The 24,836-nt window shown below is 71.2% G+C and carries 10 protein-coding genes and 1 riboswitch; of the genes, 8 read left to right on the top strand and 2 right to left on the bottom strand.

Annotated features, from left to right (window positions below; all coding sequences use genetic code 11):
- Positions 1-227: 227 nt before the first annotated feature.
- The 8 genes from MW290_RS09600 to uca all read left to right on the top strand — a co-directional run bounded on the left by MW290_RS09600 (position 228) and on the right by uca (position 12,027).
- The gene (locus MW290_RS09600; RefSeq protein WP_250194446.1) at positions 228-2,135 is read left to right on the top strand and encodes a sigma-54-dependent Fis family transcriptional regulator; all 1,908 of its coding nucleotides are present in this window, start codon (positions 228-230) and stop codon (positions 2,133-2,135) included.
- Between the two features lie 93 nt (positions 2,136-2,228).
- Entirely contained in the window at positions 2,229-3,800 is a 1,572-nt protein-coding gene (locus MW290_RS09605) for a gamma-glutamyltransferase family protein (protein ID WP_310740114.1), read from the top strand.
- Positions 3,801-3,930: 130 nt separating this feature from the next.
- Positions 3,931-4,059: riboswitch (guanidine-I (ykkC/yxkD leader) on the top strand.
- A gap of 60 nt (positions 4,060-4,119) precedes the next feature.
- Positions 4,120-5,115, top strand: a complete 996-nt coding sequence (locus MW290_RS09610; RefSeq protein ID WP_250194447.1) for an ABC transporter substrate-binding protein — start codon at positions 4,120-4,122, stop codon at positions 5,113-5,115.
- Positions 5,116-5,128: 13 nt separating this feature from the next.
- Positions 5,129-6,019, top strand: coding sequence for an ABC transporter permease (locus MW290_RS09615; protein WP_250194448.1), 891 nt, complete (start codon positions 5,129-5,131; stop codon positions 6,017-6,019).
- Between the two features lie 2 nt (positions 6,020-6,021).
- Positions 6,022-6,864 carry an ABC transporter ATP-binding protein gene (locus tag MW290_RS09620; protein ID WP_250194449.1) on the top strand — a complete coding sequence of 281 codons (843 nt, stop codon included), beginning with the start codon at positions 6,022-6,024 and terminating at the stop codon, positions 6,862-6,864.
- Between the two features lie 14 nt (positions 6,865-6,878).
- On the top strand, positions 6,879-7,697 hold the full coding sequence (locus MW290_RS09625) for an urea amidolyase associated protein UAAP1 (protein ID WP_250194450.1): 819 nt from the start codon (positions 6,879-6,881) through the stop codon (positions 7,695-7,697).
- Between the two features lie 60 nt (positions 7,698-7,757).
- Positions 7,758-8,402: an urea amidolyase associated protein UAAP2 gene (locus MW290_RS09630; protein ID WP_250196640.1), complete on the top strand. Its 645-nt coding sequence runs from the start codon at positions 7,758-7,760 to the stop codon at positions 8,400-8,402.
- Between the two features lie 10 nt (positions 8,403-8,412).
- Positions 8,413-12,027, top strand: a complete 3,615-nt coding sequence (gene uca, locus MW290_RS09635; RefSeq protein ID WP_250194451.1) for an urea carboxylase — start codon at positions 8,413-8,415, stop codon at positions 12,025-12,027.
- 39 nt (positions 12,028-12,066) lie between these two features.
- Here uca and MW290_RS09640 read toward each other — a convergent pair whose 3' ends face one another.
- Entirely contained in the window at positions 12,067-23,001 is a 10,935-nt protein-coding gene (locus tag MW290_RS09640; RefSeq protein ID WP_250194452.1) for a YDG domain-containing protein, read from the bottom strand.
- A 62-nt stretch (positions 23,002-23,063) separates the two neighbouring features.
- Complete coding sequence (locus MW290_RS09645; protein WP_250194453.1) at positions 23,064-24,746, bottom strand: ShlB/FhaC/HecB family hemolysin secretion/activation protein; 1,683 nt, start codon at positions 24,744-24,746, stop codon at positions 23,064-23,066.
- Positions 24,747-24,836: the final 90 nt, after the last annotated feature.

Below are 24,836 nucleotides of genomic sequence, written 5' to 3' on the forward strand. Positions count from 1 at the left end.
AATGCACATGCCGGCCGGCTGCGGTGGGCCGGACCTCACTGCGCCACCCTCTGCAGCCTGCGGGCAAACCCTGGCCGTGCGCGCCCCGGCGGGCTGTGCAGCTGTGCAACAGCGGCGCATGCCACTGAACAGAAACTGTGCAGTTGCCGGGTGTTCGGCCACCCTGTTAAGGTCGGCGCCCAACAGGGCTGACCTTGAGCGGCGAAGACCGCGGCAGGAGACAGGCAATGCTCGAAGCAAGCGGCGCATGGCAGGAGTGGCAGCGTGCGCAATGCCGCGCGGTGCTGGCGCGCAGGCTGCCCGTGGCGGCGGACGATCCACCGGCCGAGATCCTAGACAGCTGGGCCCGGTGCCTGCAGCAGGGGCTGGACTTTGAACGGCCGTTGCCGCTCATCGTGGTGGAGGACGCCGACCTGCGCCGCCGCCGCGAACGGGCCGGCCGTGTGCGACAGCTGGCGCTGGTGGAGCTGGAAACCCTGATGCAGCAGATCGCCGGCAGCAGCTTCCTGCTGGCCTTCGCCGACGCCGAGGGCGTGGTGCTGGACCGGTATGCCGACCAGCGCTTCGTCACCAGCACCGCAGGCGAAGGCATCCCGGCCGGCAGCCTGTGGACCGAGCGCGCCGCCGGCACCAACGGCCTGGGCACCGCCCTGGCCTGCGGCCGGCCGGTGGCGGTCAACGGGCCCGAGCACTTCTTCGGCCAGTTCAGCCACATCGCCTGCACCGCCGCGCCCATCCGCGATGCCGACGGCACGGTGATCGGCGCGCTGGACGCCTCCTGCTGCTTCGACTCGCGCCAGCGCCATACCCAGGCCCTGGTGCAGATGGCCGCCGCCCACATCGAGAACGTGCTGCTGGCCGAGCAGCGCCGCCAGCACTGGGTGCTGGCGCTGCACCCGCGGCCCGAGTTCGTGGGCACGCTCAGCGCGGGGCTGCTGGCCTTTGATGGCGAGGGCCGTCTCAGTGCCTTCAATGGCCGCGCGGTGGGCCTGCTCAGCGGCCTGGCGGTGCAGCGCGGCGCGGCCTTCGAGCAGCTGTTCAACGAGCCCTTCGACCGTTTCCTGGGCCGGCTGCGGGCCGAAGGCGCAACCCGGCTGCGCGATGCGATGAACAGCGTGCTGGCCGTGGCCTGCGTGCAGCCGGGCGAGCCGGCGGCGGCGCTGCCGCTGGTGGGCTCGGCTGGGCCTGCCGTGGTTCACGCCCGGGCGCAGCCGACGCCGTCAGCGCCGCTTTCGCCCGAGGTGGGCGAAGACCCCGCGGTGCTGCAGGCCCAGGCCCTGGTGGCGGCCGCGGTGCGGCGGCAGCTGCCCATCCTCATACAAGGCGAAACCGGCACCGGCAAGGAGCTGCTGGCCCGCCATGCCCACCAGGCCAGCGGCCGCAGCGGTGCCTTCGTGCCGGTGAACTGCGGCGCGGTGCCGGCCGAGCTGTTCGAGGCCGAGTTGTTCGGCTACGTGGGCGGCGCCTTCACCGGCGCGCGGCGCCAGGGCCAGGCCGGGCTGCTGGCCAGCGCCCAGGGCGGCACGCTGTTGCTCGATGAAGTGGGCGAGCTGCCGCTGCCGCTGCAGGCCGCGCTGTTGCGCTTTCTGGACGACGGGCTGCTGCGGCCGGTGGGCGGCCGCCAGCTGCAGGCGGTGGACGTGCAGGTGCTGGCGGCCACCCACGTGGACCTGGAGGCCGCGGTGGCGCAGGGCCGCTTTCGCGCCGACCTGCTGTACCGGCTGAACACCGTGAGCGTGAAGCTGCCGCCGCTGCGCCTGCGCAGCGACTTCGACCAGGTGGCCACGCGGCTGCTGCACACGCTGCAGCCCGACGCGCGCCTGCAGCCGGCCGCGCTGCGGCGCCTGGCCCAGCACGGCTGGCCCGGCAACTTCCGCGAGCTGCGGGCCTGCCTGGCCCGGGTGCTGTTGACGCACCCCACCGGCCTCATCGACGCGGCCGACGTGCATGCGGTGCTGCCGCCGCGGCCCCAGGCCAGCGAGCACGGTCCTTCGCAGCTGCAGCGCGGCGCCACCGAAGCGGTGCTGGCCGAATTCCGCCGCTGCGGCTCGGTCAGCCGCACCGCGCGTTGCCTGGGCATCTCGCGCACCACGGTGTACCGGCACCTGCGCGAGGCGGGTCTGCTGGCCGCCTGAAGCCTGCCCGTGCAGAGGCGCCAGAATGCGCCAAAGCACCCTGGAGACCTTGCAGTGACCCACATCCCCAACCCCGCCCGCGGCATGCGCGGCATGGCCGTCGCGCCGCACGGCCTGGCCGCGCAAAGCGCCATCGGTGTGCTGCGTGATGGCGGCAACGCCGTCGAGGCGATGGTGGCCGCGGCCGCCACCATCGCCGTGGTGTATCCGCACATGAACAGCATCGGCGGCGATGGCTTCTGGCTGATCGCCAAGCCGGGCGAAGCGCCGCGCGGGCTGGAAGCCTGCGGCGCGGCGGCCCAGGCGGCCAGCATCGAGTCGTTCCGCGGCCATGGCATCGAGCGCATTCCTTTTCGCGGCGGCCTGGCCGCCAACACGGTGGCCGGCACCATCTCCGGCTGGGACGCGGCGCTGGCCTGGTCGCGCCAGGCGCTGGGCGGCCGCCTGCCGCTGACCCGGCTGCTGGAAGATGCCATCGCCCATGCGCGTGAAGGCATCGCCGTCACCCGCAGCCAGTCGCATTGCATCGCCAACAAGCGCAAGGAGCTGATGCCGGTCAGCGGCTTTGCGCACAGCTACCTGGTCGATGGCCAGGCGCCGGCCGTCGGCAGCCTGTGGAAGCAGCCGCGCATGGCCGCGACGCTGGAGCACCTGTCCCGCGCCGGCTTGGACGACTTCTACCGCGGTGACCTGGCCCGCTCCATGGCCGCCGACCTGGAAGCTGCAGGCAGCCCGGTGGCCCTGGTGGACCTGAAGGCGCACGCAGCGGTGTGGAAGCCCCCGCTGGCCATGGCGCACTCGGCCGGCACCTTGTACAACATGCCGCCGCCCACGCAGGGCCTGGTGTCGCTGCTGATCCTGGGCCAGCTCGACCGCCTGTTCGACGCCGCCAGCATGACGCCCGACAACGCGGCCTACGTGCATGCCTGCGTGGAAGCCACCAAGCAGGCCTTTGCCATCCGCGACAGCCTGATCACCGACCCCGCGTGGATGAAGCAGGACCCGCAGGCGCTGCTGGCGCCCGAGGCGCTCGACGCCATGGCCGCGCGCATCCGGCCGCTGCAGGCGCAGCCCTGGCCCGGCGGCCAGGGCCCGGGCGACACGGTGTGGATGGGCGTGATCGACCGCGACGGCGTGGCGGTGAGCTTCATCCAGAGCATCTACCACGAGTTCGGCAGCGGCATCGTGCTGCCCGAGTCGGGCGTCAACTGGCAGAACCGCGGCTGCAGCTTCTCGCTGGACCCGGCGGCGCTGAACCCGCTGATGCCGGGCCGCAAGCCCTTCCACACGCTCAACCCGGCGCTGGCGCAGCTGAACGACGGCCGCACGCTGGTGTACGGCAACATGGGCGGCGACGGCCAGCCGCAATCGCAAAGCGCGGTGTTCAGCCGCATCGTGCACTTCGGCCTCAATCCGCAGGCCGCCATCAGCGCGCCGCGCTGGCTGCTGGGCCGCACCTGGGGCCAGGAGAGCGAATCGCTGAAGCTGGAGAGCCGCTTTCCGCCCGAGACGGTGCAGGCGCTGCTGGACGCCGGCCACGAGGTGGAGGTCTACGACGACTTCGACGAGACCATGGGCCATGCCGGCGCCATCCTGCGCAGTGCGCAGGGCACTTTCGAAGGCGGCAGCGATCCGCGCAGCGACGGGGCGGCGCTGGGCTGGTAGCACCGTTTTCAGGCAGGGCGCGCACCATCAGCGCCCATGCCGGCGCTTCGACAGCGCTTTCGAAGCCTGTGCGCGGCGGGCACAGCCCTTGCGTGACTCCACGCAAGGGAAGCGATCTGGCGATCGCTACTGAAATGGTGGCTAGGGTTCCGGCCGGGCAGTGCAAGCCCGGTGTCTGGTCCAAGAGCCATCGGCCTCAAGCACCCATGCATGGCATGACGGTGCTCAGGCTCCACGGCGGGACAAAAGCCCGGGAGGTTCACTTCGTTGCGAGGTGGCTTCCCGACGTTTTCAAGCAGCCCTTGCCCTGGAGCCCTCCATGCGACCCTTCTTCCGTTCCGCCGCCCGTGGCCTGCGCGCCGCGCTGGCCATCGCCGTTGTTGCCACCGGCCTGGGCCACGCCCTGCCGGCCGCCGCCGAAGTCAAGGTGGGTGTGTCCGACTGGCCGGGCTGGGTGGCCTGGTACGTGGCCGAGCAGAAGGGCTTCTTCAAGAAGCACGGTGCCGACGTCAAGCTGGTCTGGTTCGCCAACTACACCGATTCCATCAGCGCGCTGTCTTCGGGCCAGCTCGATGCCAACTCGCAGACCTGGTCCGACACGCTGGGCCCGCTGGCCAAGGGCCTGCCGCTCAAGGCCATCCTGGTCAATGACAACTCGGCCGGCAACGATGCGCTGCTGGTGAGCCCCAAGATCAAGTCCTTCGCCGAGCTGAAGGGCAAGTCGGTGGCGCTGGAGCAGTACAGCATCTCGCACTTCGTGCTGGCCACCGCGCTGGCCAAGAACGGCATGAAGCCGTCCGACGTCAAGATCACCAACTTGTCGGCCGGTGACGCGGCCGCCGCCTTCATGGCCGGCCGCGTGGACGCCGCGGTGGTGTGGAACCCCTGGATCGACCAGATCACCAGGAGCGGCAAGGGCCGTGCGCTGTTCACCTCCAAGGACATGCCGGGCCTGGTGCCCGACCTGCTGGTGGCACAAGAGAAGGCCATCGCCACCAAGCGCAAAGACCTGGTGGGCATGATCAAGGCCTGGATGGACACGGAGAAGTTCATCCGCGAGCAGCCGGCCGAGGCCGCCCGCATCATGAGCAAGGTGGTGAGCCTGAAGCCCGAGGAATACCAGGTGTTCATGCCCGGCACCCGCTTCTTCGACGCGGCCGCCAACCAGGCGGCGCTGGCCGGCAGCGGCCCCGAGTCGCTGGCCACGGTGGCGCCCACCATCGCCAGCTTTCTGCTGCAGCACAAGCTGATCGACGGCAAGCCCGACGCCGCCAAGGGCATCGACGCCAGCCTGCTGGCCGAAGCGCTGAAGTAAGCGGGAGCCTGCGATGACGACGCAGACGATGCGTGGCGCCGCAGCGCCGGCGCAGGGCGGCCTGCCGCCCGCGATGCCGGTGATGGCGCCCCCGGTGCCCACGCTGCTGCCCGAGCCGCGGCCCTGGTGGGGCGTGCGCACGCCCATCCCGCGCCCGCGTGCGCTGGTGCTGGTGGCGCTGGGCCTGCTGCTGCCGCTGCTGGGCTGGATGGCGCTGGCCGCCAGCGGCTGGGTGCAGCCCGTGTTCATGCCCGGCCCGGGCGCGGTGCTGCAACGCATGGCCGACTGGTGGGCCGACGGCCTGCTGGAAGACGTGGCCATCAGCACCTTGCGGGTGGTGTCGGGCTGGGCGCTGTCGGCCTTGATCGCGCTGCCGCTGGGCCTGCTGATCGGCAGCTTTCGCACGGTGCAGGCGCTGCTGGAGCCGCTGACCGACTTCATCCGCTACATGCCGGCGGTGGCCTTCATCCCGCTGGTGATGGTGTGGGTGGGCATCGACGAAGGTGCCAAGGTGGCCATCATCTTCATCGGCACCTTCTTCCAGATGGTGCTGATGGTGGCCGAAGACGTGCGCCGCGTGCCGGCCGCGCAGATCGAGGCGGCGCAGACCCTGGGCGCCACCCGCGGCGAGATCATCCAGCAGGTGCTGGTGCCTTCGGCCAAGCCGGCCCTGCTGGACACGCTGCGCGTGACCATGGGCTGGGCCTGGACCTACCTGGTGGTGGCCGAGCTGGTGGCCGCCAGCTCGGGCCTGGGCTTCGCCATCCTGAAGGCGCTGCGCTTTTTGCAGACCGACAAGATCTTCGGCGGCATCCTGCTGATCGGCCTCATCGGCCTGGCGATCGACCAGCTGATGCGGCTGGCGCACCGCAAGGCCTTCGGCTACCTCTACCTGCGGCGCTGAGCATGAGCACATCACCCAAGATCCGCGTGCAGGGGCTGTGGAAGCATTTCGGCACCACCGTGGCGCTGCAGGACGTGAACCTGGACATCGAAGAGAACGCCTTCGTCACGCTGGTGGGCGCCTCGGGCTGCGGCAAGAGCACGCTGCTGCGCACGCTGGCCGGGCTGGAGCACCGCAGCGCCGGCACGCTGCTGTGCGACGGCCAGCCCATCGAGGGCCCGGGCGCCGACCGCGCGATGGTGTTCCAGCACTACAGCCTGTACCCGTGGCTCACGGTGCTGGAGAACATCCGCTTCAGCCGCCAGCTGAAGGTGCACACGCAGGACCGCACCGCCGCCGACGTGGAGGCCGCCGCCGGCCGTGCCGACGCACTGCTGCGCCTGATGGGCCTGACCCACGTGGCCCGCCACTACCCCAGCCAGCTGTCGGGCGGCATGCAGCAGCGGGTGGCCATTGCCCGCGCGCTGATGAGCCGGCCGCAGGTGCTGCTGATGGACGAGCCCTTCGGCGCGCTGGACGCGCAGACCCGCGAGGTGATGCACGACCTCATCCTGCACGTGCACCGGCTGGAGCGCAGCACCATCGTCTTCGTCACCCACGACGTGGAAGAAGCGCTGTACCTGGGCCGCCAGGTGGTGCTGATGGCGCCGCGCCCCGGCCGCATCGACACCGTGTACCAAGTACCGCTGCCCGCCGAACGCCAGCAGGACATGAAGCTGGCGCCCGCGTTCAACGAGCTCAAGCGCGAGGTGCTGGCGCGCATCCGCGCCACCTCGGGCATGCAGACCGACTTCGAGCTGCTGGCCAAGCTGTCGCAGGCCGGCTCTCTCGACCTCACCGAATGAAGAAAGGCATGCACATGTCCAATCAAGTTCAACCCCCGGTGCACACTCAGGACAACCCGCCGGCCGAACGGCCGGTGGACGCGCTGCCGCTGTGGCAGCGCTTTGCGCCCGAGCTGCCGGCCGAGCTGGTGGCTTTCAGCGAAATCGTGCCCGGCGGCGCGCACTGGAGCTGGCGGCTGCGCCGCGGCACCGCACTGCGCTTCGTGGCGCTGGACGAGCGCGTCAATGCCTCGGTAGTGCTGTACGCCGCCCACGACACGCTGGAGCGCTACAACATGCCCGACAGCCTGAAGGCCCAGCACACCGCCCACTACCGCGCCGGCCATGTGCTGATGAGCGACATGGGCCGCGCGATGGCCTCGTTCACGGTCGATACGCTGGGCTGGCACGACCCGCTGGGCGCGCTGCTCGACACGCCGACGATGGAGGCGCGCTACGGCGCCAAGCGCTTCGAGGACCACCGCAATGCCATGCAGCGCAGCGGCCGCGACGGCCTCTTGATCGAGACCGGCAAGCACGGCCTGACGCTGCGCGACCAGATTGCGCCGGTGAACCTGTTCAGCAAGGTGGTGGTGGACGGGCAGGGCCGCTTCATCTTCGACGCCGAACGCAGTGTGAAGGGCGCGCAGGTGGAGCTGCGCATGGACATGGACGTGATCCTGGCGCTGAGCACGGCGCCCCATCCGCTGGACCCGCGCCCCGCTTATGCGCCCGGCCGCCTGGGCATCGCCGCCTGGCGCCGCGGGCCCGCACCCGCCGACGACCCGTGCCGGCGCTTTCGCCCCGAGACGGCGCGCGCGCTGCACAACAGCGACGTGTTCGCGATCAGCTGAGGACCGACTGCCATGACGACCGACACCCCCATCGAGCCCACCACCCCAGCGGCCACCGCCATGCGCCTGCAGCCCAGCGCGCTGCGGCCTGAAGACGCAGTCGTGCGCCACCGCCAGCCGGCCGGCGAGCCCTGGTTCACCGAGCTGCGCCAAGGCCAGACCCTGCGCATTGTCGACCTGGAAGGCAACCAGGCGGTGGACGTGATCTTCTACGCCCGCCATGAAGCGGCCGAGCACTACAGCGCCACCGACACGCTGTTGCGCCAGGGCGGCATCTACCTGACCACCGGCTCGGTGCTGGTGAGCAACCTGGGCCGGCCGATGCTGCGCATCGTGGCCGACACCTGCGGCCGCCACGACACCCTGGGCGGCGCCTGCGCGGCCGAAAGCAACACCGTGCGCTATGCGCTGCAGAAGAAGTTCATGCACAGCTGCCGCGACAACTACCTGCTGGCGCTGCAGAACGCCGACGTGGGCCTGGGCAAGCGCGACCTGGTGCCCAACGTCAACTTCTTCATGAACGTGCCGGTGACGGAAGACGGCCAGCTCACCTTTGCCGATGGCGTGAGCGGCCCCGGCAAGTACGTGGAGCTGCGCGCCGAGATGGACTTGTACATGCTGGTGTCCAACTGCCCGCAGCTCAACAACCCCTGCAATGCCTACCATCCCACACCGGTCGAGTTCCTGGTGTGGGACGGGGCCTGAGAGGCGCGCCATGTTCGACACCGTTCTCATCGCCAACCGCGGCGCCATCGCCTGCCGCATCCTGCGCACCCTCCAGGCCCTGGGCCTGAAGTCGGTGGCCGTGTACTCCGAGGCCGACGCCGATGCCGCCCATGTGCAGCAGGCCGACCGCGCGGTGTGCATCGGCCCCGCACCTGCCGCGCAAAGCTACCTGAATGCCGAGCGCATCCTGGCCGCCGCGCGCGAGACCGGCGCCGGCGCCATCCATCCCGGCTACGGCTTCCTGAGCGAGAACCCCGGCTTCGCCGAAGCCTGCGAGGCCGCGGGCATCGCCTTCATCGGCCCCACCGCGGCGCAGATGCGGGCCTTCGGCCTCAAGCACACCGCGCGGCAGCTGGCCCAGGCCCATGGCGTGCCGCTGCTGCCGGGCACGGGCCTGCTGGCCAGCCTGGCCGAGGCGCAGCAGGCGGCCGAGCGCATCGGCTACCCGCTGATGCTCAAGAGCACCGCGGGCGGTGGCGGCATCGGCATGCGGCTGGTGCGCAGCGCGGCCGAGCTGCCGCCCGCCTGGGAGGCGGTGCAGCGCCTGGCGCAGGCCAACTTCAAGGACGCGGGCCTGTACCTGGAGAAGTTCGTCGAACGGGCGCGCCACATCGAGGTGCAGGTGTTCGGCAACGGCCATGGCGAAGTCATCGCACTGGGTGAGCGCGACTGCAGCGCCCAGCGCCGTCACCAGAAGGTGGTGGAAGAAACCCCGGCGCCCGGCCTGCCCGCCGCCACCCGCGCCGCGCTGTGCGAAGCCGCAGTGCGGCTGGCGGCGGCGGTGCAGTACCGCTCGGCCGGCACGGTGGAATTCGTGCTGGATGCCGACAGCGGCGAGTTCTACTTCCTGGAAGTGAACACCCGGCTGCAGGTGGAGCATGGCGTGACCGAGCAGGTCACCGGCATCGACCTGGTGGCCTGGATGGTGCAGCTCGCGCAGCAGGGCACACTGGCTTTGCGGGCACCGCAGCCCCAGGGCGCCGCCATCCAGGTGCGGCTGTATGCCGAAGACCCGGCGCGGCAGTTCCAGCCTTCGGCCGGCTTGCTCACCGAGGTGGTGTTTCCGCCCGGCGTGCGGGTGGACACCTGGGTGGCCCGCGGCACCGACGTGCCGCCCCACTACGACCCGATGCTGGCCAAGCTGATCGCCACCGGCCGCGACCGCGCCGAGGCCGTGGCCAGGCTGCAGGCGGCGCTGGCCGACACGCGGCTGGCCGGCATCGCCACCAACCTCGATTACCTGCGTGCCCTCAGCCATGAGCCGGTGTTCACCGAAGGCCGCATCGTCACCGCCACGCTGGGCAGCTTTGCGCCGGTGCCGCGGGCGGTGGAGGTGATGGCGCCCGGCGTGATGACCAGCGTGCAGGACTGGCCCGGCCGCCTGGGCCACTGGGACGTGGGCGTGCCGCCCTCGGGCCCGATGGACGAACTGGGCCACCGCATCGCCAACCGGCTGGTGGGCAATGCGGCCGACGCCGCTACGCTGGAATGCACGCTGTCCGGCCCCACGCTGCGCTTTCATGCGCCGGCCGTGGTGGCGCTGGGCGGCGCGCCGATGCCGGCCACGCTGGAAGGGCCCGGCGGCCCGCAGCCGCTGGCCCCTGGCCGCGCCCATGCGCTGCCGGCCGGCGCGGTGCTGCGCCTGGGCACGCTGGAAGCGGGCGCGCGCAGCTACCTGGCGGTGCGCGGCGGCATCGACGTGCCGCTGTACCTGGGCAGCCGGTCCACCTTCACGCTGGGGCAGTTCGGCGGCCATGGCGGGCGCACGCTGCGGGCGGGTGATCTGCTGCCGGTGGGCGCCGAGCCCGCAGGCCAGCCGCTGTTCGAGCCCCCGGCCGTTCTGCCGCCTGCGCCCACGCGCGAGTGGCGCATCGGCGTGCTGTACGGGCCGCATGGCGCGCCCGACTTCTTCACGCCTGCCGACATCGCCACGTTCTTTGCCGCCGACTGGCAGGTGCACTACAACTCCAGCCGCACCGGCGTGCGGCTGATCGGTCCCAAGCCGCAATGGGCGCGGCCCGATGGCGGCGAGGCCGGGCTGCACCCGTCCAACATCCACGACAACGCCTATGCCATCGGCGCCATCGACTTCACCGGCGACATGCCGGTGATCCTGGGGCCAGACGGTCCCAGCCTGGGCGGCTTTGTCTGCCCCGCGGTGGTGGTGGCGGCCGAGCGCTGGAAGCTGGGCCAGCTGCGGCCGGGCGACAGCGTGCGCTTCGTGCCGGTGACCTACGAACAAGCCCTGGCGCTGCAGGCCGCGCTCGATGCGGCCGCGGCGGGGGAGGGCAGGCTGGGCGAGTTGCCTGTCGATGTCGTGGTCGACACCGCCGCGCTGCCCAGCCCGCTGCTGCATGAACAAGCGGCTTCGGCCGAGCGGCCCGCGCTGGCGCTGCGCCAGGCCGGCGACCGCTACCTGCTGCTGGAATACGGCCCGCTGGCGCTGGACATCGCCCTGCGGCTGCGGGTGCATGCGCTGATGGGCGCGCTGCAGCAGCGCGCGCTGGCCGGCGTCATCGACCTCACGCCGGGCATCCGCTCGCTGCAGGTGCACTTCGACCCTGTGCGCCTGCCGCGCCAGCGCCTGATGGACGAACTGCTGGCCGCCGATGCGGCGCTGGGCCCCACCGACCACCTGGAGGTGCCCTCACGCACGGTGTGGCTGCCGCTGTCGTGGGACGACCCCAGCACGCGGCTGGCCATCGAGAAGTACATGCAGTCGGTGCGGCCCGATGCGCCCTGGTGCCCGAGCAACATCGAGTTCATCCGCCGCATCAACGGCCTGGGCTCCATCGACGAGGTGCTGCGCACCGTGTTCGATGCCCGCTACCTGGTGATGGGCCTGGGCGACGTGTACCTGGGCGCGCCGGTGGCCACGCCGCTGGACCCGCGCCACCGGCTGGTGACCACCAAGTACAACCCGGCCCGCACCTGGACGCCCGAAAACGCGGTGGGCATCGGCGGCGCCTACCTGTGCATCTACGGCATGGAAGGCCCGGGCGGCTACCAGTTCGTGGGCCGCACGCTGCAGATGTGGAACCGCTGGCGCGACGAGCGCGACGGTGCGCTGGACTTTGAGGCTGGCAAGCCCTGGCTGCTGCGCTTCTTCGACCAGATCCGCTTCTACCCGGTGAGCGAGCAGGAACTGGCGCAGATCCGCCGCGACTTTCCGGCCGGGCGCTACCGGCTGCGCACCGAGCCGGGCCGTTTCTCGCTGCGCGACTACAGCGCTTTCCTGCAGGAGCATGCAGCCAGCATCGCCAGCTTCCGCGCGCAGCAGCAGGCCGCCTTTGCCGCCGAGCGTGAGCGCTGGCGCGAAGCCGGCCAGGCCGAGTACGTGGGCGACGAGGCCGGCCCGCCACCCAGCACCGACGACGCGCTGCCCGCAGGCGCCCACGCGGTGGACACCCAGGTGCCCGGCAGCGTGTGGAAGCTGCTGGTGCAGGAGGGCGACGAGGTGGCCGAAGGCCAGCCGCTGCTGGTGGTGGAAAGCATGAAGATGGAGTTCAGCATACCCGCCCCCGCCAGCGGCCGCGTGCTGCGCCTGTGCTGCCGCGAAGGCGGCGCCGTGGCGGCGGGGCAGCGGGTGGCGGTGCTTGTCTAGACAGGTGGAGCACCGCGCAGCCTGATGCCGGCTGGCCACTCATGGGGTGGCCGCCGCGGCGGTGACCAGGATGACCACGGTGCGGTCACCCATGCGCAGTCGCAAGCGCAGGGGCAGGCCGTTTTCCGGCACCGCGGTGGCGCTGAAACGGCGCCGCTGTGCATCGAACTGGAGCCAGGCCGGCAGCGGCTCGCCACTCTCCAGCGTGGCCGTGACAGGCGTGTCGGGCGGAAGGCCGGCGGTGAGCGCCTCCGGCAGCGCGAAGCTGAAGCCCGTGGCCAGCATCTGCCGGGGCACCTGCACCGCCACCAGGCCCGTGCCTTGCGTGCGTGGATCATCCAGCACGCGCACCGCCACCCCGTCGCCCAGCGCCTGTGCCGTGCGTGTGCCGCTGCCCGCGATGGTGACCGTGGAGCCGGCCGGGTCGGCACGCAACGCCGATGCCTCGATGGCCTGTGGCGCCGTCGCGGGCACCGGCAAGGGGGCCGGGGGCACGACGGGCGGCAACACCAGGGGCACGGGCGTCTGGCTGGACGGACTCGCGCCGTTGACCAGCAGTCCCGCCCCGAAGCTGTTGCCTGCGGTCGCCAGATCGACGCGGAAGCCGGGCGACGAGAGCGCAGCGGTTCCCTGAACGACAAGCCTGCTGCCGCTCGACTGCGTGATGCCGCCGCCGGTGCTGGTGGCATTGAGGCTACCCGTCGCCGCGATGTTGCCGAGGACGAGGCCGCCGGTGCCGTCCACCACGGTGATGTTCTGCCCCGTGGCGTTGAGCGGGCCGCGGAAGTCGTTGGCGGCGCCATCGAGCGTGACGTTGCTGCCCGCGGCCGACACCGTGGTGTCGCCGCTGACGCTGATCGCCGAGCCGGCCTGCTGCGTGACATCACCACCGGTGCTGGTGGCGTTGAGGCCACCCGTCGCCGCGATGTTGCCGATGACCAGGCCGCCGGTCCCGTCCACCACGGTGATGTTCTGCCCCGTGGCGTTCAGTGGCCCGCGGAAGTCATTGGCGGCGCCATCGAGCGTGATGTTGCTGCCTGCGGCGTCGATCGTGGTCGTGCCGTTGACGTTGATCACCGAGCCGGCTTGCTGCGCCACATCACCACCGGTGCTGGTGGCGTTGAGGCCACCCGTCGCCGCGATGTTGCCGAGGACGAGGCCTCCAGTGCCGTCCACCACAGTGATGTTCTGCCCCGTGGCGTTGAGCGGCCCGCGGAAATCATTGGCGGCGCCATCGAGCGTGATGTTGCTGCCCGCGGCCGACACCGTGGTGTCGCCGCTGACGCTGATCACCGAGCCGGCTTGCTGCGTCACATCGCCACCGGTGCTGGTGGCGTTGAGGCCACCCGTCGCCGCGATGTTGCCGAGGACAAGGCCTCCAGCGCCATCCACCACGGTGATGTTCTGCCCGGTGGCGTTCAGCGGGCCGCGGAAGTCGTTCGCAGCGCCGTCGAGCGAGACGTTGCTGCCCGCGGCGTCGAGCGTGGTCGTGCCGTCGGCGACGATAGTGGTGCCCGCGGCCTGCGTGATGTCGCCGGCCGTGCTGGTGATGGCGAGGTTGCCGCCGGTCTGCAGGTTGCCGATGGTGGTGCCGCCCGCGGTATCGGTGATGGTGGTGTTGCCGCCCACCGCCACGCTGCCGTTCGGCCCCTGGTTGAATTGGCCGTCCACCGTCAGGTTGCCCTGGGTGCGGGTGTCGCCGCCGGTCTGGCTGAAGTCGTTGAGGGCGATGTTGCCCGCGCTGTTCAGCACGCCCCCCTGCTGCGTCAGCGAAGCCAGCGCGACGCCGCCGCTGCCGACGTCCAGCGCGCCATTGGCCTGCACCAGGCCGCCACCGGTGCCGCCCAGGCTGTCGATCTGCACCGGGCCGGTCTGTGCTGGGGCCACCGCGCCGGCCGTGTCGAAGCGGACCACCACGCCGGCCGGGATCACGACGTTGGCCACGTTGGCCAGGTCCGGCACCGCCCCGCCGGCCCAGTTGGCAGGGTCGAACCAGTTGCCGCTGGCGCCGCCGGTCCAGGTCACGCTGTTCAGCCGGGTGATGTCGGCCGTGGTGCTGCCGCCGGTGGTGGTCAGCGTGTAGTTGCCGGCGTCGGGGCCCGCCAGGCTGGCGCCCGTGACCGTCACCTGCTTGCCGGTGCCCACGTTCTTGTCGCTGAAATTGGCGGCCACCTGCACCGTGAGCGTGTCGCCCGCGATGCGGTTGTCGCCAACGATCACGTTGGCCGTGGTGCCGCCGTCATAGACCTTGTTCACACCGGTGTAGGTCGTGGTCAGGCTCCGGGGTGTGATGCTGCCGTTGCTGCCGCCGAAGACCCCGCCGTTGGCCAGGGTGTAGTTGTCGGCATCTGCGCCGGTGAGTGCCACCCCGGTGATGGTGTAGGCCAGGTTGCTGCCTGCGTTCTTGCTGGCGAAGCTGCCGGTGGCGTTCACGCTCAGTTGGTCCGCAGCCTCGGCGCCATTGATCTGCAGGCTCAGGCCCTGCATGCCCACGGTGCCGTCGTACACCTTGCTGATGCCGCCACTGGCGCTGATGCTCACGGCACGGGCCACCACCGTCTCGCTGCCCACCACGGTCGGCGTGTTGCTGAAGTTGCCGGCGTTCTGCGTGCTCACGTTGGTGGGCGCCAGTTGCCAGGCACCCACCCGAGTCCAGCCCGCGCTGGAGGTGCCGGCGCCTGCGGGCACCAGTGTCAACGAGGCCGAACCCCCCACCCCGTCGTCCAGGGTGAAGCGGTCGCCGCCCGCAGACGTGATGCCCACGTTGCGGATCACGTTGCCGTTGTCCAGGTACTGGGCGCTGGCCAAGGTGTATTGCGAGGCGTTGCCGTAGGCGGTGGTGGTGGGCGCGACACGCACCAGCAACTGCCCGGCGGGCACGATGGTGAAGTCGCCGTTGCGCGCCACGAAGCTGTAGTTGCCCGAGCTGAGGCCGCTGGTGTCCGGCACCAGCACACCCGCGTACTGGCCGGCCGCGTTGTCGCCGGGGTTGCTGCGCGTCACGGTGGCCGCGCCGCTCAGCACCGCCACGGTTTCGCCGGCTGCGAAGCCGCTGTAGACCACTCCGGCGTAGCCGGATGCGTCCGCCTGGGTCACGAAGCGGGCATCGTTGTTGGCGATCACCGTCAGCACGGCCTTGGTGATGTCGGCCGTGGTCGTCGCGCTGGTCGACGCCAGTTGGTAGTTGGAAGCCAGGCCGCCGCTGCCGTTGCTCAGTACATAGCCGCTGGCCGTCACCGTCTTGCCGCTGCCGGCCTGGGCGCTGTCGAAAGTCGCTTGTGCCAGCGACAGGCCCAGGGTTTCGCTGCCCACCAGGCCGGACAGGCTGCCGATGTGCGTCAGCGTGACGGCGTCGGTGCCGTCGTACACCTTGGATGCGGCGGTCAGCCCGCTCACCGTCACCGTCTTGGGCGTGATGCTGCCGGCGACCGACGCGATGCTGGGTTCGCTGAAGCTGTAGTCGCTGGCCTGGCTGCCGTTGCTGCTGGCGCCGATCGCGAAGCCGGTGCTGCCGCTGGCGCTGATCCGGCTGGCGCTGGCCACGTGCGCCGAGTCGTAGGCCAGGGTCAGCCCGCTAGCATCCAGCGCGAGCGTGTCACCGGCGATGGCGCCGCTGATGCTGCCGCTGACGGTGTTGCCGATGGCGGCGGTGGTGCCGTCGTAGACCTTGGACGTGGTGCCACCGATGGCGGCCGTCGCCGTCAAGGCCTTGGGCGTGATGCTGCCCGCCACCGCTGCGATGCTGGGGCCGGTGAAGCTGTAGTCGCTGGCCTGGCTGCCGCTGGCGCTGCCGTTGATGACGAAGCCTGCGCTGCCGCTGGCCGCGATCTGCGTGGCGCTGGCCACGTGCGCCGAGTCGTAGGACAGCGTCAGCCCGCTGGCATTCAGCGCCAGCGTGTCGCCGGCGATGGCGCCGCCGACGTTGCCGCTGACGGTGGCGCCCGGGGCCGCCGCGCTGCCGTCATAGACCTTGGTCAACGTGCCGCCGATGCTGGCCGCTGCCGTCAGCGCCTTGGGCGTGATGCTGCCCGCCACCGGCGCGATGGTGGGCGCGGTGAAGCTGTAGTCGCTGGCCTGGCTGCCGCTGGCGCTGCCGTTGATGACGAAGCCTGCGCTGCCGCTGGCCGCGATCTGCGTGGCGCTGGCCACGTGCGCCGAGTTGTAGGCCAAGGTCAGCGTGCTGGTGTCCAGTGCCAGCGCGTCGCCGGCAATGGCGCCGCTGACGCTGCCGCTGACGGTGGCGCCGCTGGCGGCGGTGCTGCCGTCGTAGGTCTTGGTCGTGTTGCCACCGATGGAGGCGGAGGCCGTCAGCGCCTTGGGCGTGATGCTGCCCGCCACCGCGGCGATGGTGGGCGCGGTGAAGCTGTAGTCGCTGGCCTGGCTGCCGCTGGTGCTGCCGTTGATGATGAAGCCCGCGCTGCCGCTGGCCGCGATCTGCGTGGCGTTGGCCACGTGCGCCGAGTTGTAGGCCAGGGTCAGCGCGCTGGTGTCCAGTGCCAGCGCGTCGCCGGCAATGGCGCCGCTGACGCTGCCGCTGACCGTGGCGCCGTTGGCCGCGTCGCTGCCGTCATACACCTTGCTCAAGATGCCGCCGATGCTGGCAGCCGCTGTGAGCGCCTTGGGCGTGATGCTGCCCGCCACCGCCGCGATGCTGGGGCCGATGAAGCTGTAGTCGCTGGCCTGGCTGCCGCTGCTGCTGCTGCCGATCGTGAAGCCGGTGCTGCCGGTGGCAGCGATCTGGCTGGCGCTGGCCACATGCGCAGAGTCGTAGGACAGTGTCAGCCCGCTGGCATCCAGCGCCAGCGTGTCGCCGGCAATGGCGCCGCTGATGCTGCCGCTGACGGTGGCGCCGCTGGCGGCAGTGGTGCCGTCGTAGGCCTTGGTCGTGGTGCCGCCGATCGCGGCGGTCGCGGTGAGCGCCCTGGGCGTGATGGTCACCGGCGCGTTGGCCGCATTCAGGGTGGGCAGTGCGTAGTTGGCGGCCCGGCCGCCGTTGGCGCCATCCAGCAGCGTCAGGCTGCTGATGTACTTGCCCGTCGTGGCCACGCGCGCGCTGCTGGCGGCGCCGCCGCTGTAGCCCAGCGTCTCGCTGCCCACCAGGCCACCCAGGCTGACGGCGCCCGCGCCCAGCGCGGTGCTGCCGTCGTACTCCTTGCTGGCCGACAGCGTCAGGGTCTTGGGCGTGATGGCGGCCGTGGTGCTGCCGGTGGCCGCCACGCTGTAGTTCAGCGCATCGGCGCCCGACAGGCTCACGCCCGTCACGCTCACCGCTTTGCCGTTGCCGGCATTGGCATCGGCAAAGTCCGCGCTGCGCAGGACGGTCAGCACATCGCCGTTCAGCCGGTTGTCGCTGCTGCCCACGCTGGCCGTGGTGCCGCCGTCGTACACCTTGTCGATGCCGCTCCAGGTCACGGTCAGGCTGCGCGGCGTGATGGCGGCCGTGGTGCTGCCGCTGGTGGCGGCCAGCGTGTAGTTGCCGGCGTCCGCGCCCGACAGCGTGAGGCCGCTGACATTGACCGTCTTGCCGTTGCCGGCCTGCTTGTCCAGGAAGCCGGCGCTGCCGTAGGCCAGCGACATCACGTCGCCCGCCAGGCGGTCGTCGCCCAGCGTCACCGTGGCCGCGGTGCCGCCGTCGTACACCTTGTCCACGCCGGTGAAGCTGGCGGTCAGCGTCCGCCGCGTCACGGTCAGGCTGCCGTTGCTCGCCGTGGCGTTGTAGCCCAGCGCCTGCAGCGCGCCATCGTCCGTCACCGCATAGGGGCTGCCCGAGACAGGCCGATGCCCGGCACCGGACGGCCCCGCGCCCGACAGGGTGGCCGTTGGCACATCGCCGTTGACCAGGCTGCCGCTGTTGACGGTGTAGGCGTTGGCCGGCTGAGCCGTGCCGTAGACCATGCTCTGGTTGTTCCAGCCCAACGACACGGTCGGCCGCTCGCGGTAGATGCCATAGAGCCCGCTGCCCAGCGCGGTGCTGTAGTTGGTGGCGCTCTCGTCGCTGTTGTAGCGGAAGCGGCCCGAGCCGCTGCCCACCAGCGCCGTCAGGCCGGTGCTTCCGGCCACCGATCCGCTGTAGAGCGTGGCGCGCCCGCTGGCGCCTGTGCTCACGCTGGGGCTGCCGCTGACGATGAGGTTGCCGCCGGTGGCCGTGCCCGCCCCCGTGGCGCGGCCCGCATTGAGCACGATGGCGCTGGTGCCGGTGTGGGTGGTCTCGACCAACGCCGCCAGCGTCAGGTCGCCGCTCTCGGTGCTGACGGCCACCGGGCCCGTGGCACTGATGCCGGTGGTGCCGCTCACGGTGCCGATGGTCAGCGCGCCGCTGTGGCGCACGTCCAGGCTGGCCACGCCGCTGGCCGCCAGGGTGCCGATGTTGGTGCTCGCGCTGTCCAGCACCACGTTGCCGCCCAGCAGCAGCAGCCCGCTGGCCGAGACGAAGCCGCTGTCCGTGTCGCTGACCGTGCCGCTGGCCTGCAGGGTCACGGTGCTACCGGTGGCGGTGAGGCCCGCCTCCAGCGTGAGGTCGCCGCCGATGAGGCGGATCGGCCCGGCGACGGTCTGCGCCGAGTTCACGGTGATGTTGGCCGTGTTGCCGGCCTTGCCCAGCGTCAGGCCGGTGATGTTGGCCACTGAGAAGTTGGCCACCGGCCACGACAGCGCGCTGCTGAAGCTGGTGTTGAAGGGCTGCACGGTCAGCGTGCCGCTGGTGTCCACCTCGATGCTGCCGTTGACCACCAGGGCGTCGCCGGTCAGCGTGACCGCGCTGCTGGAGCTGGTGACTGCTGAGGTGCTGTTGTTGTTGTTGTTGTTGGTGGTGGTGGTGGCCGCCTTGCCGATCTTGCCCCCATAGCGCAGCCCAACGCCGCTGCGGCCCTCGGCAGTCAGCGCGATCGGGCCGCTGGCGGCCAGCGCGTCCAGGCCCAGGTTCAGGCTGTTGCCCGTACCCCGGTTGGGCGTCATGGCTGTGACCGTGATGCCGCCGGCGCCGGTGGCCTGCATCCAGCCGCCATTGGTCTGCACGCCGGCCCAGCCGGCGCTGCTGCCGTGGAAAGTGCCCAGCAGGGTGATGGCAGCACTGGCGGCATCGCCGCCGCCGGCACGCAGGGTGGTGGTGCCGCCAAAGGCGCCCAGCTCGATGCCGTGGCCGTTGACCGAGGTGTTGTTGCTGCTGCCTATGCTGCCTTCCAGGTACAGCGTGCCGTTGCCGGCGTCCAGCGTGCCCCGCTCACTCCAAATGATGCCCATGCCGTTGGTGGCGCTCGAACTGCCGACCAAGCGGATGGCGCCGCCGCCGGAGATGATCGAGGTCTCCAGCGTGGCGTCCTGGAAGTTGATGGTGATGCCGTTGCCGGTCGAAGAGTTGGCTGCGCCAGCGGGCACGGTGCTGCCCAGCGCCGTGCTGGCGGTGGCGCTGCCCCTGCCGCCGCCCAGGGTGATGGCGCCGCCGCCGGTGCTCTGGCTGCTCAAGCCGTTGGCCGTGTTGAGCGTGTTGCCCTGGCCCAGCGTGATGGCGCCGCCGCCGGTGCCGTCGCTGTCGCTCCACAGCGTCAGGTCGCCGTTGTTCGTCTGCAGCGTGCGGCTGGCGTTCGTGGTGATGTCGCCACTCGCTTTCAGCAGGATGGCGCCCCCCGCGGCCGTGGTCGTCAGGTTGGCGTTGACCGCGAGGTTGCGGCCATGGATGTGGATCGGCCCGGCCGCGCTCAGCGCGTTGGAGACCGTGATGTCGCTGTTGTTGCCCGCCATGCCCAGGGTCAGTGCGCTGTGGCTGCTTCCGAAGTTCCACCAGACGTTGAAGTCCAACAGCGGCGTCTCGTTGCTGCCGCGCTTGAAGTTGCCGCGCAGCGGTTCGATGGCCAGCTCACCGCTGCCCAGCAGGCGCAGCGCGCCGCCGGCCATGTTGAAGGCATGCAGGCCGCTGGCGCTGAGCGTGAGCTTGCGGCTGTGCGTGGGCCCGCTTTCGTCGGCGCCCAGGAAGAAGCGGCCGTAGTAATCGCCGTTGAAGGCGATGCCGCTGCTGCCGGTGTTGTCGTTGTGGGGGCTGTCGCCCACCAGGGTCACCTGGCCGGTCTGCGACACCACTTTGACGGCGGCGTGGTTCGCATCGTCGTTGACAGCCTTGCTGGTCGCCATCGAGATACCGCTGCCCGCGGCATGGTTGGTGGCGTAGCTGGTGCCGGTGAGCGTGACGTTGCCGCTGGTGCTCGAGACCGTGGTGCGGGTATTGTCGCCCGCGGCTTCCAGCCGGATGCCGGCACGCGTCTCGCCGCCGCTGGTGTTGTTGACGCCCACCATGCCGGTGATGTCAATGGCACCCGAGACGCTGGTGACGCTGGCGTTGCGCAGCTGCACGCCGTAGCCTGACAGGCCTTTGTTGTTGGTGTTGGTGGCCGCATCGCCGCCGACGATGCTGATGGCGCCGCCGGTGCTGGACAGGCTGGCGCTGTCGATCCGCACGCCGTACAGGTCGGCGTAGGTGGTCAGCGTGTCATTGCGCTCCCGCAACGTGCCCTGCACCGTGATGCTGCCGATGCCCGTGGACACGCTGCTGCCGTTGCTCACCACCACGCCCAGGCGCGCCTCGCCGCTGTTGTAACGGTTGTTGGTGCCGGCGACGGAGAGGTGGCCGCCACCCGTGTTGAGGGTCACCCGGTTGAGGTTCACGCCTTCGAAGACGGTGGTCGTGGCTTGGCTGTTGGCCACGCCCGTGCCCACGCTCAGGCCGTTCCAGGTGGTGGAGCTCCCGGCCGCCTTGTAGCCGTTGCCCCCCATCCAGACATGGCCGCCGTTGGTGGTCACGCTGATGGCCGTGCTGCTGCCGTTGAGCCAGATGGCGCCGCCGTTGCTGCTGTCCCAGTCAGACCAGAGCACCAGGTTGAGCTTGCCGCTGCTGCTGGTGACGCTCGCGCCATTGAAGGTGATGTCGCCATGCGCCTTCAGCGTCAGCGTGGCATCTCCGCCGCTGGTCTTGCTGATGCTGCTGTTGACGTTGATGTTGCCCACGTCGCCGCTGTTGCCACTGGCCCCCTGGCTGGTGGTGTTGTCCTCGGTGGTGACGATGACGCTGGTGCCGGTGTTCAGCGTGCCCGCGATGGTCGCAGCCTGGGTGCTGCCGATGGTGTAGTTGTAAGGGTCGACCAGCCACAGGCCGCCCGTGCCTTGCGGGGCGCCCGCGTCCACCCGCACGCCCTGCGTGTCCACCTGGTGGCCCGAGGTCTCAATGCGGCCGCCCTGGCCGCCAGGCCCTGCGGCCCGGGCCAGCAGTTCGCCGTGCGCGGTGGTCAGGCTGCCGTCGCGTGTCACGTCGCTCCACAGCACCACGCTGCCGCCATCGCCTTGCTCGGTGGCGCTGGCGTCGATGCGGGCACCGCTGTCCAGGGCCACGGTGGTGGCCTGGTACAGGCCTTCGCCGCCCTGCCAGCCGCCGCCCACACGCACGCGGCCGCCGCCGGTGGTGCCGCGGGCGTCGAGCGCCGTGTGCTCCTGCAGCCGCAGGTCGTCGCCCAGCAAGGTGATCGATCCGCCCTGGCCGCGGCGGCCGCGGGTGCTGAGTTGGGTGGCACCCTGCAGCAGCACCTGGCCGCGCTCAGGGGCCGGCACGGGCACCGGGGCCGCGGGCGCAGGTGCAGCGGGCTCGCTCGCATGCAGTGCGATGCGCCCGCCATCACCACCGGACGCATCCAGCGTGGCGGCGGGCAGGTGAATCTTCGACGCCTGCACGTCAATCTCGCCGCCTCGCGCGGGCGCCGGTGCGTCGGCGGGCGGCTGGCCCGACACCGGGGGTGCTGCGGCGGGCGCTGGCGGTGCCTGCGTGGCCGCGACCGTCACCTGGCCGGCCAGTTCCACCGCCCCACTGGCGCGCACCTGCACACGGCCGCCTTGCACGGGCGCACTGGCGTCGATGCTGCCAGTAGCCGTCTGCGTGAAATCGCCGGCCACGATCTCGATGCCGCCGCCCTGCGGATGCGCTGCGCTGCCGGCGGCCGTGATGCTGCCGCTGTTGACCACTTCCGGCGCCTGCAGCCGCACGCTGCCGGCCGGGCCGTCGGCCGTGGCATTGGCGCTGATGCTGCCGCTGTTGGCGATGGCGCCCGAGGCCTCGAGCACGATGCGCCCGCCGCGCTGCGCCAGGCCCGTGGCTTCGATGCGCCCGCTGTTGCGCACCACGCCGCCCTGCACCCGGTCCAGGGCCTGCGCGCTCAGGATCACCAGCCCGCCCGGGGCCAGCACGGCGCTGCGGTTGTCGACGATGGCGCGCAGCGTGGAAGCCTCCACGCGCAGGCTGGCGAGGGTGTGGTTGGCATCGAACTGCAGTTCAAAGGCCTCGCCCGCGGCCAGCGCCACGGTGCCCAGGTTGGCGATGACCAGGCCCTGGTTGCGCACCTCGGGCGCCAGCAGCGCGATGTAGCCGCCGAGCGCGGCCCGCAGCTCGCCTTCGTTGACCACGCTGCCGGTGGCGCCCTGGCGCTCGAAGCGCGTGCGCCCGGCCATGAAGTCTTCGAGGCTGATGCGGTGCGTGGTGGCCACCAGGCCGCCCACGTCCACACGGGCGCCGGGCGCGAAGTACACGCCGTTGGGGTTGCTGAGGAACACCTGGCCGTTGGCCGTGATGCGGCCGAAGATCTGGCTGGCGTCAGGCCCCTGCACGCGGTTGAGCGTGACCGACTGCGCCGAGGGCTGCTGGAACTGCACGCGGGCGTCGCGCCCGACGTTGAACTGCTGCCAGTCGATGGCCGCGCGGTCGCTGCTCTGCTGCACCGTCATGGCCGCGCCGTTCTGGTGGATGGCGGCCTGGCCGGCCACCACCTGTCCGCCGCTGGGCAAGGCGGTGGGCGCCGGCTGTGCCAGTGCGGCCGGCGGCAGCAGGGCGCACGCGAGCGTCAGCACGCCCGTGCTGCGCTTGCCACGTGAGCGGGCGGTTTCGGCGGTGGCCACCCAGGTGCGGGTGGTCTCGTTCCATACCAGGCGGTGTGTCTTGTTCATGGTCTTGATCCGTGGCGTGGTGCGCCGTGGCGGCGGCGGGCGCGCGAGGATGGGCTCGGGCGCTAGAAGCGAAGGCTGGCCTGCAGCCACACGCGGTTGCGCTGCAGGCTGCCGTCCTGGTCGCGGCCGGTGATGGCGTTGGCGCTGGGGTTGTGCCCGTCACGCCGCGCCCAGGTGAGCTTGAGCACGGTGTCCTGCGGGCCGCTCCAGGCGACGGAGGCGCCGTAGCCCTGGAGGCGGGTGCTGGCGCTGGCCACGGCGGCATGGCCGGTGGCCCGACCCCAGTCGTAGAAGCCGCTGATCGCCACATCGGGGTGGACCCGCCAGCGCAATTCGGCGGTGGCCAGCTGGCCCTGGTTGCCACTGCCTTCGTTCACCGGGTAGGCGCGCACACCGCCAGGACCGCCGAGGTAGAAGCGTTCCGAGGAGTCGAGGTGGCGGCTGCCGAACTGCCCGCTCACCGACGCCAGCAGCGACAACGCGGGCGTGAACGTCTGCTCACGTGCTGCGGCGTAGTGCAGCTTGCCGTAGCGGCCGCCGGTGGCGGGGTCTTCACCCGCCTCCCGCTGCCCCTGATCCACCCGGCCGCGTGTCCAGGTGATTCCATAGCTGTTGGCTCCCCCGCCGCCCAGCGTGTCGTACAGGTTGCCGGTCAGGCCGAGCCGCAGGCTGCGCACGCCGTAGCGCGACTGGGTGGCGCCATTGGCCCGGTTGCGGAAGCGCTTGTCGTCGGCAGCCGCGGTGAGGTAGAGGTTGCGCAAGCGCGAACGCAGCAGCGGGTAACTGGCATCCACACCCACGCTGGTGGAAGCGCCCTCGGCATGCAGGGCGGCGAATTCGCGCGCCACCACGTCATACCGCAGTTGTGAGGCATGGGCACCGAGGCGCCAGCCATCGCTGCCCACCGGCAGGCTCCAGCCCAGGCGGCCATAGTCCGTGCCGCTGCCGTGCAGCAGATCGAGCCGCAGGCGGTCGCCCAGGCGCAGGGGGCTGTGCAGCGTGGCGGCCAGCGTGACGCGGCGGCTGCCTGTGCTGCGGGCACCGTGGTTGTCGATGCCGGCCTCGGCCTCGAGCAACGGCCCGTCACGCAGGCGCAGCGCCAGGGCGGTCTGGTTGTCCTGTGCGCCGGGTGCCAGTGCTGCCGTGGCCGACACGCCGGGCAGGTCGTCGACCAGCAGCAGTGCGCGGTCCAGCGCGTTGGCGTTGAGGGGCGCGCCCGTGGGCTGCTGCGCTTCGACGATGCGCAGCGCCATGGCCGGATCGATGCGGCTGGGGGGCTCACCTTCGAGCTGCGCGCCGGCGAACACCGCTTCGGCGACGTGGATGGTGATGGTGCCTTCGGTCACGTCCTGCGTGGGCAGGTAGGCGTGCACGATCCAGCCCGCGTTGCGGTAAGTGGTGGCCACCGCCTGCGTGGCTTGCTGCAGGTCGGCAAAGCCGATGGGGCGGTTCAGCCAGCCCCGCACCACGGGTTGCAGCTGCGCGTCAGCCAGCAGGGTGTTGCCGGTGAAGCGGAATGCCTTGGCGCTGAGGGTGACGCCCTCCGGCAGTTGCAGGGGCTTGGGCGGCGCAGTCGGCAGCGGGTCGGCACTGGGGGGCAGCGCCGGACGCACCTGGCCTTCGATCTGCTGGCGCAAGGCGCCTGCGTCGGGCGGGGTCTGGGCGCGCGTGGCGTCAACCGGCAGGCACGCTGCGAGCAGCGCGACGATCAGGCCGGCACAACGCCGGTGCAATGGTGCGGTCAATGGACAAACCCTTTTCTGCATGACCGCGCGATGGCATGGCTCTTGGCGGGCCACGGGTGCACGCCGGCACCGTGGGGGTCATGTCGCGCT

It is taken from the genome of Aquincola tertiaricarbonis, assembly GCF_023573145.1.
GTDB lineage: Bacteria > Pseudomonadota > Gammaproteobacteria > Burkholderiales > Burkholderiaceae_C > Aquincola > Aquincola tertiaricarbonis_B.

What these genes read in the sequence shown, in the direction of transcription:
- MW290_RS09600 (WP_250194446.1), top strand. Translation starts at nt 228, where the DNA reads ATGCTCGAAGCAAGCGGCGCATGGCAGGAGTGGCAGCGTGCGCAATGC.
- MW290_RS09605 (WP_310740114.1), top strand. Translation starts at nt 2,229, where the DNA reads ATGGCCGTCGCGCCGCACGGCCTGGCCGCGCAAAGCGCCATCGGTGTG.
- MW290_RS09610 (WP_250194447.1), top strand. Translation starts at nt 4,120, where the DNA reads ATGCGACCCTTCTTCCGTTCCGCCGCCCGTGGCCTGCGCGCCGCGCTG.
- MW290_RS09615 (WP_250194448.1), top strand. Translation starts at nt 5,129, where the DNA reads ATGACGACGCAGACGATGCGTGGCGCCGCAGCGCCGGCGCAGGGCGGC.
- MW290_RS09620 (WP_250194449.1), top strand. Translation starts at nt 6,022, where the DNA reads ATGAGCACATCACCCAAGATCCGCGTGCAGGGGCTGTGGAAGCATTTC.
- MW290_RS09625 (WP_250194450.1), top strand. Translation starts at nt 6,879, where the DNA reads ATGTCCAATCAAGTTCAACCCCCGGTGCACACTCAGGACAACCCGCCG.
- MW290_RS09630 (WP_250196640.1), top strand. Translation starts at nt 7,758, where the DNA reads ATGCGCCTGCAGCCCAGCGCGCTGCGGCCTGAAGACGCAGTCGTGCGC.
- uca (WP_250194451.1), top strand. Translation starts at nt 8,413, where the DNA reads ATGTTCGACACCGTTCTCATCGCCAACCGCGGCGCCATCGCCTGCCGC.
- MW290_RS09640 (WP_250194452.1), bottom strand. Translation starts at nt 23,001, where the DNA reads ATGAACAAGACACACCGCCTGGTATGGAACGAGACCACCCGCACCTGG.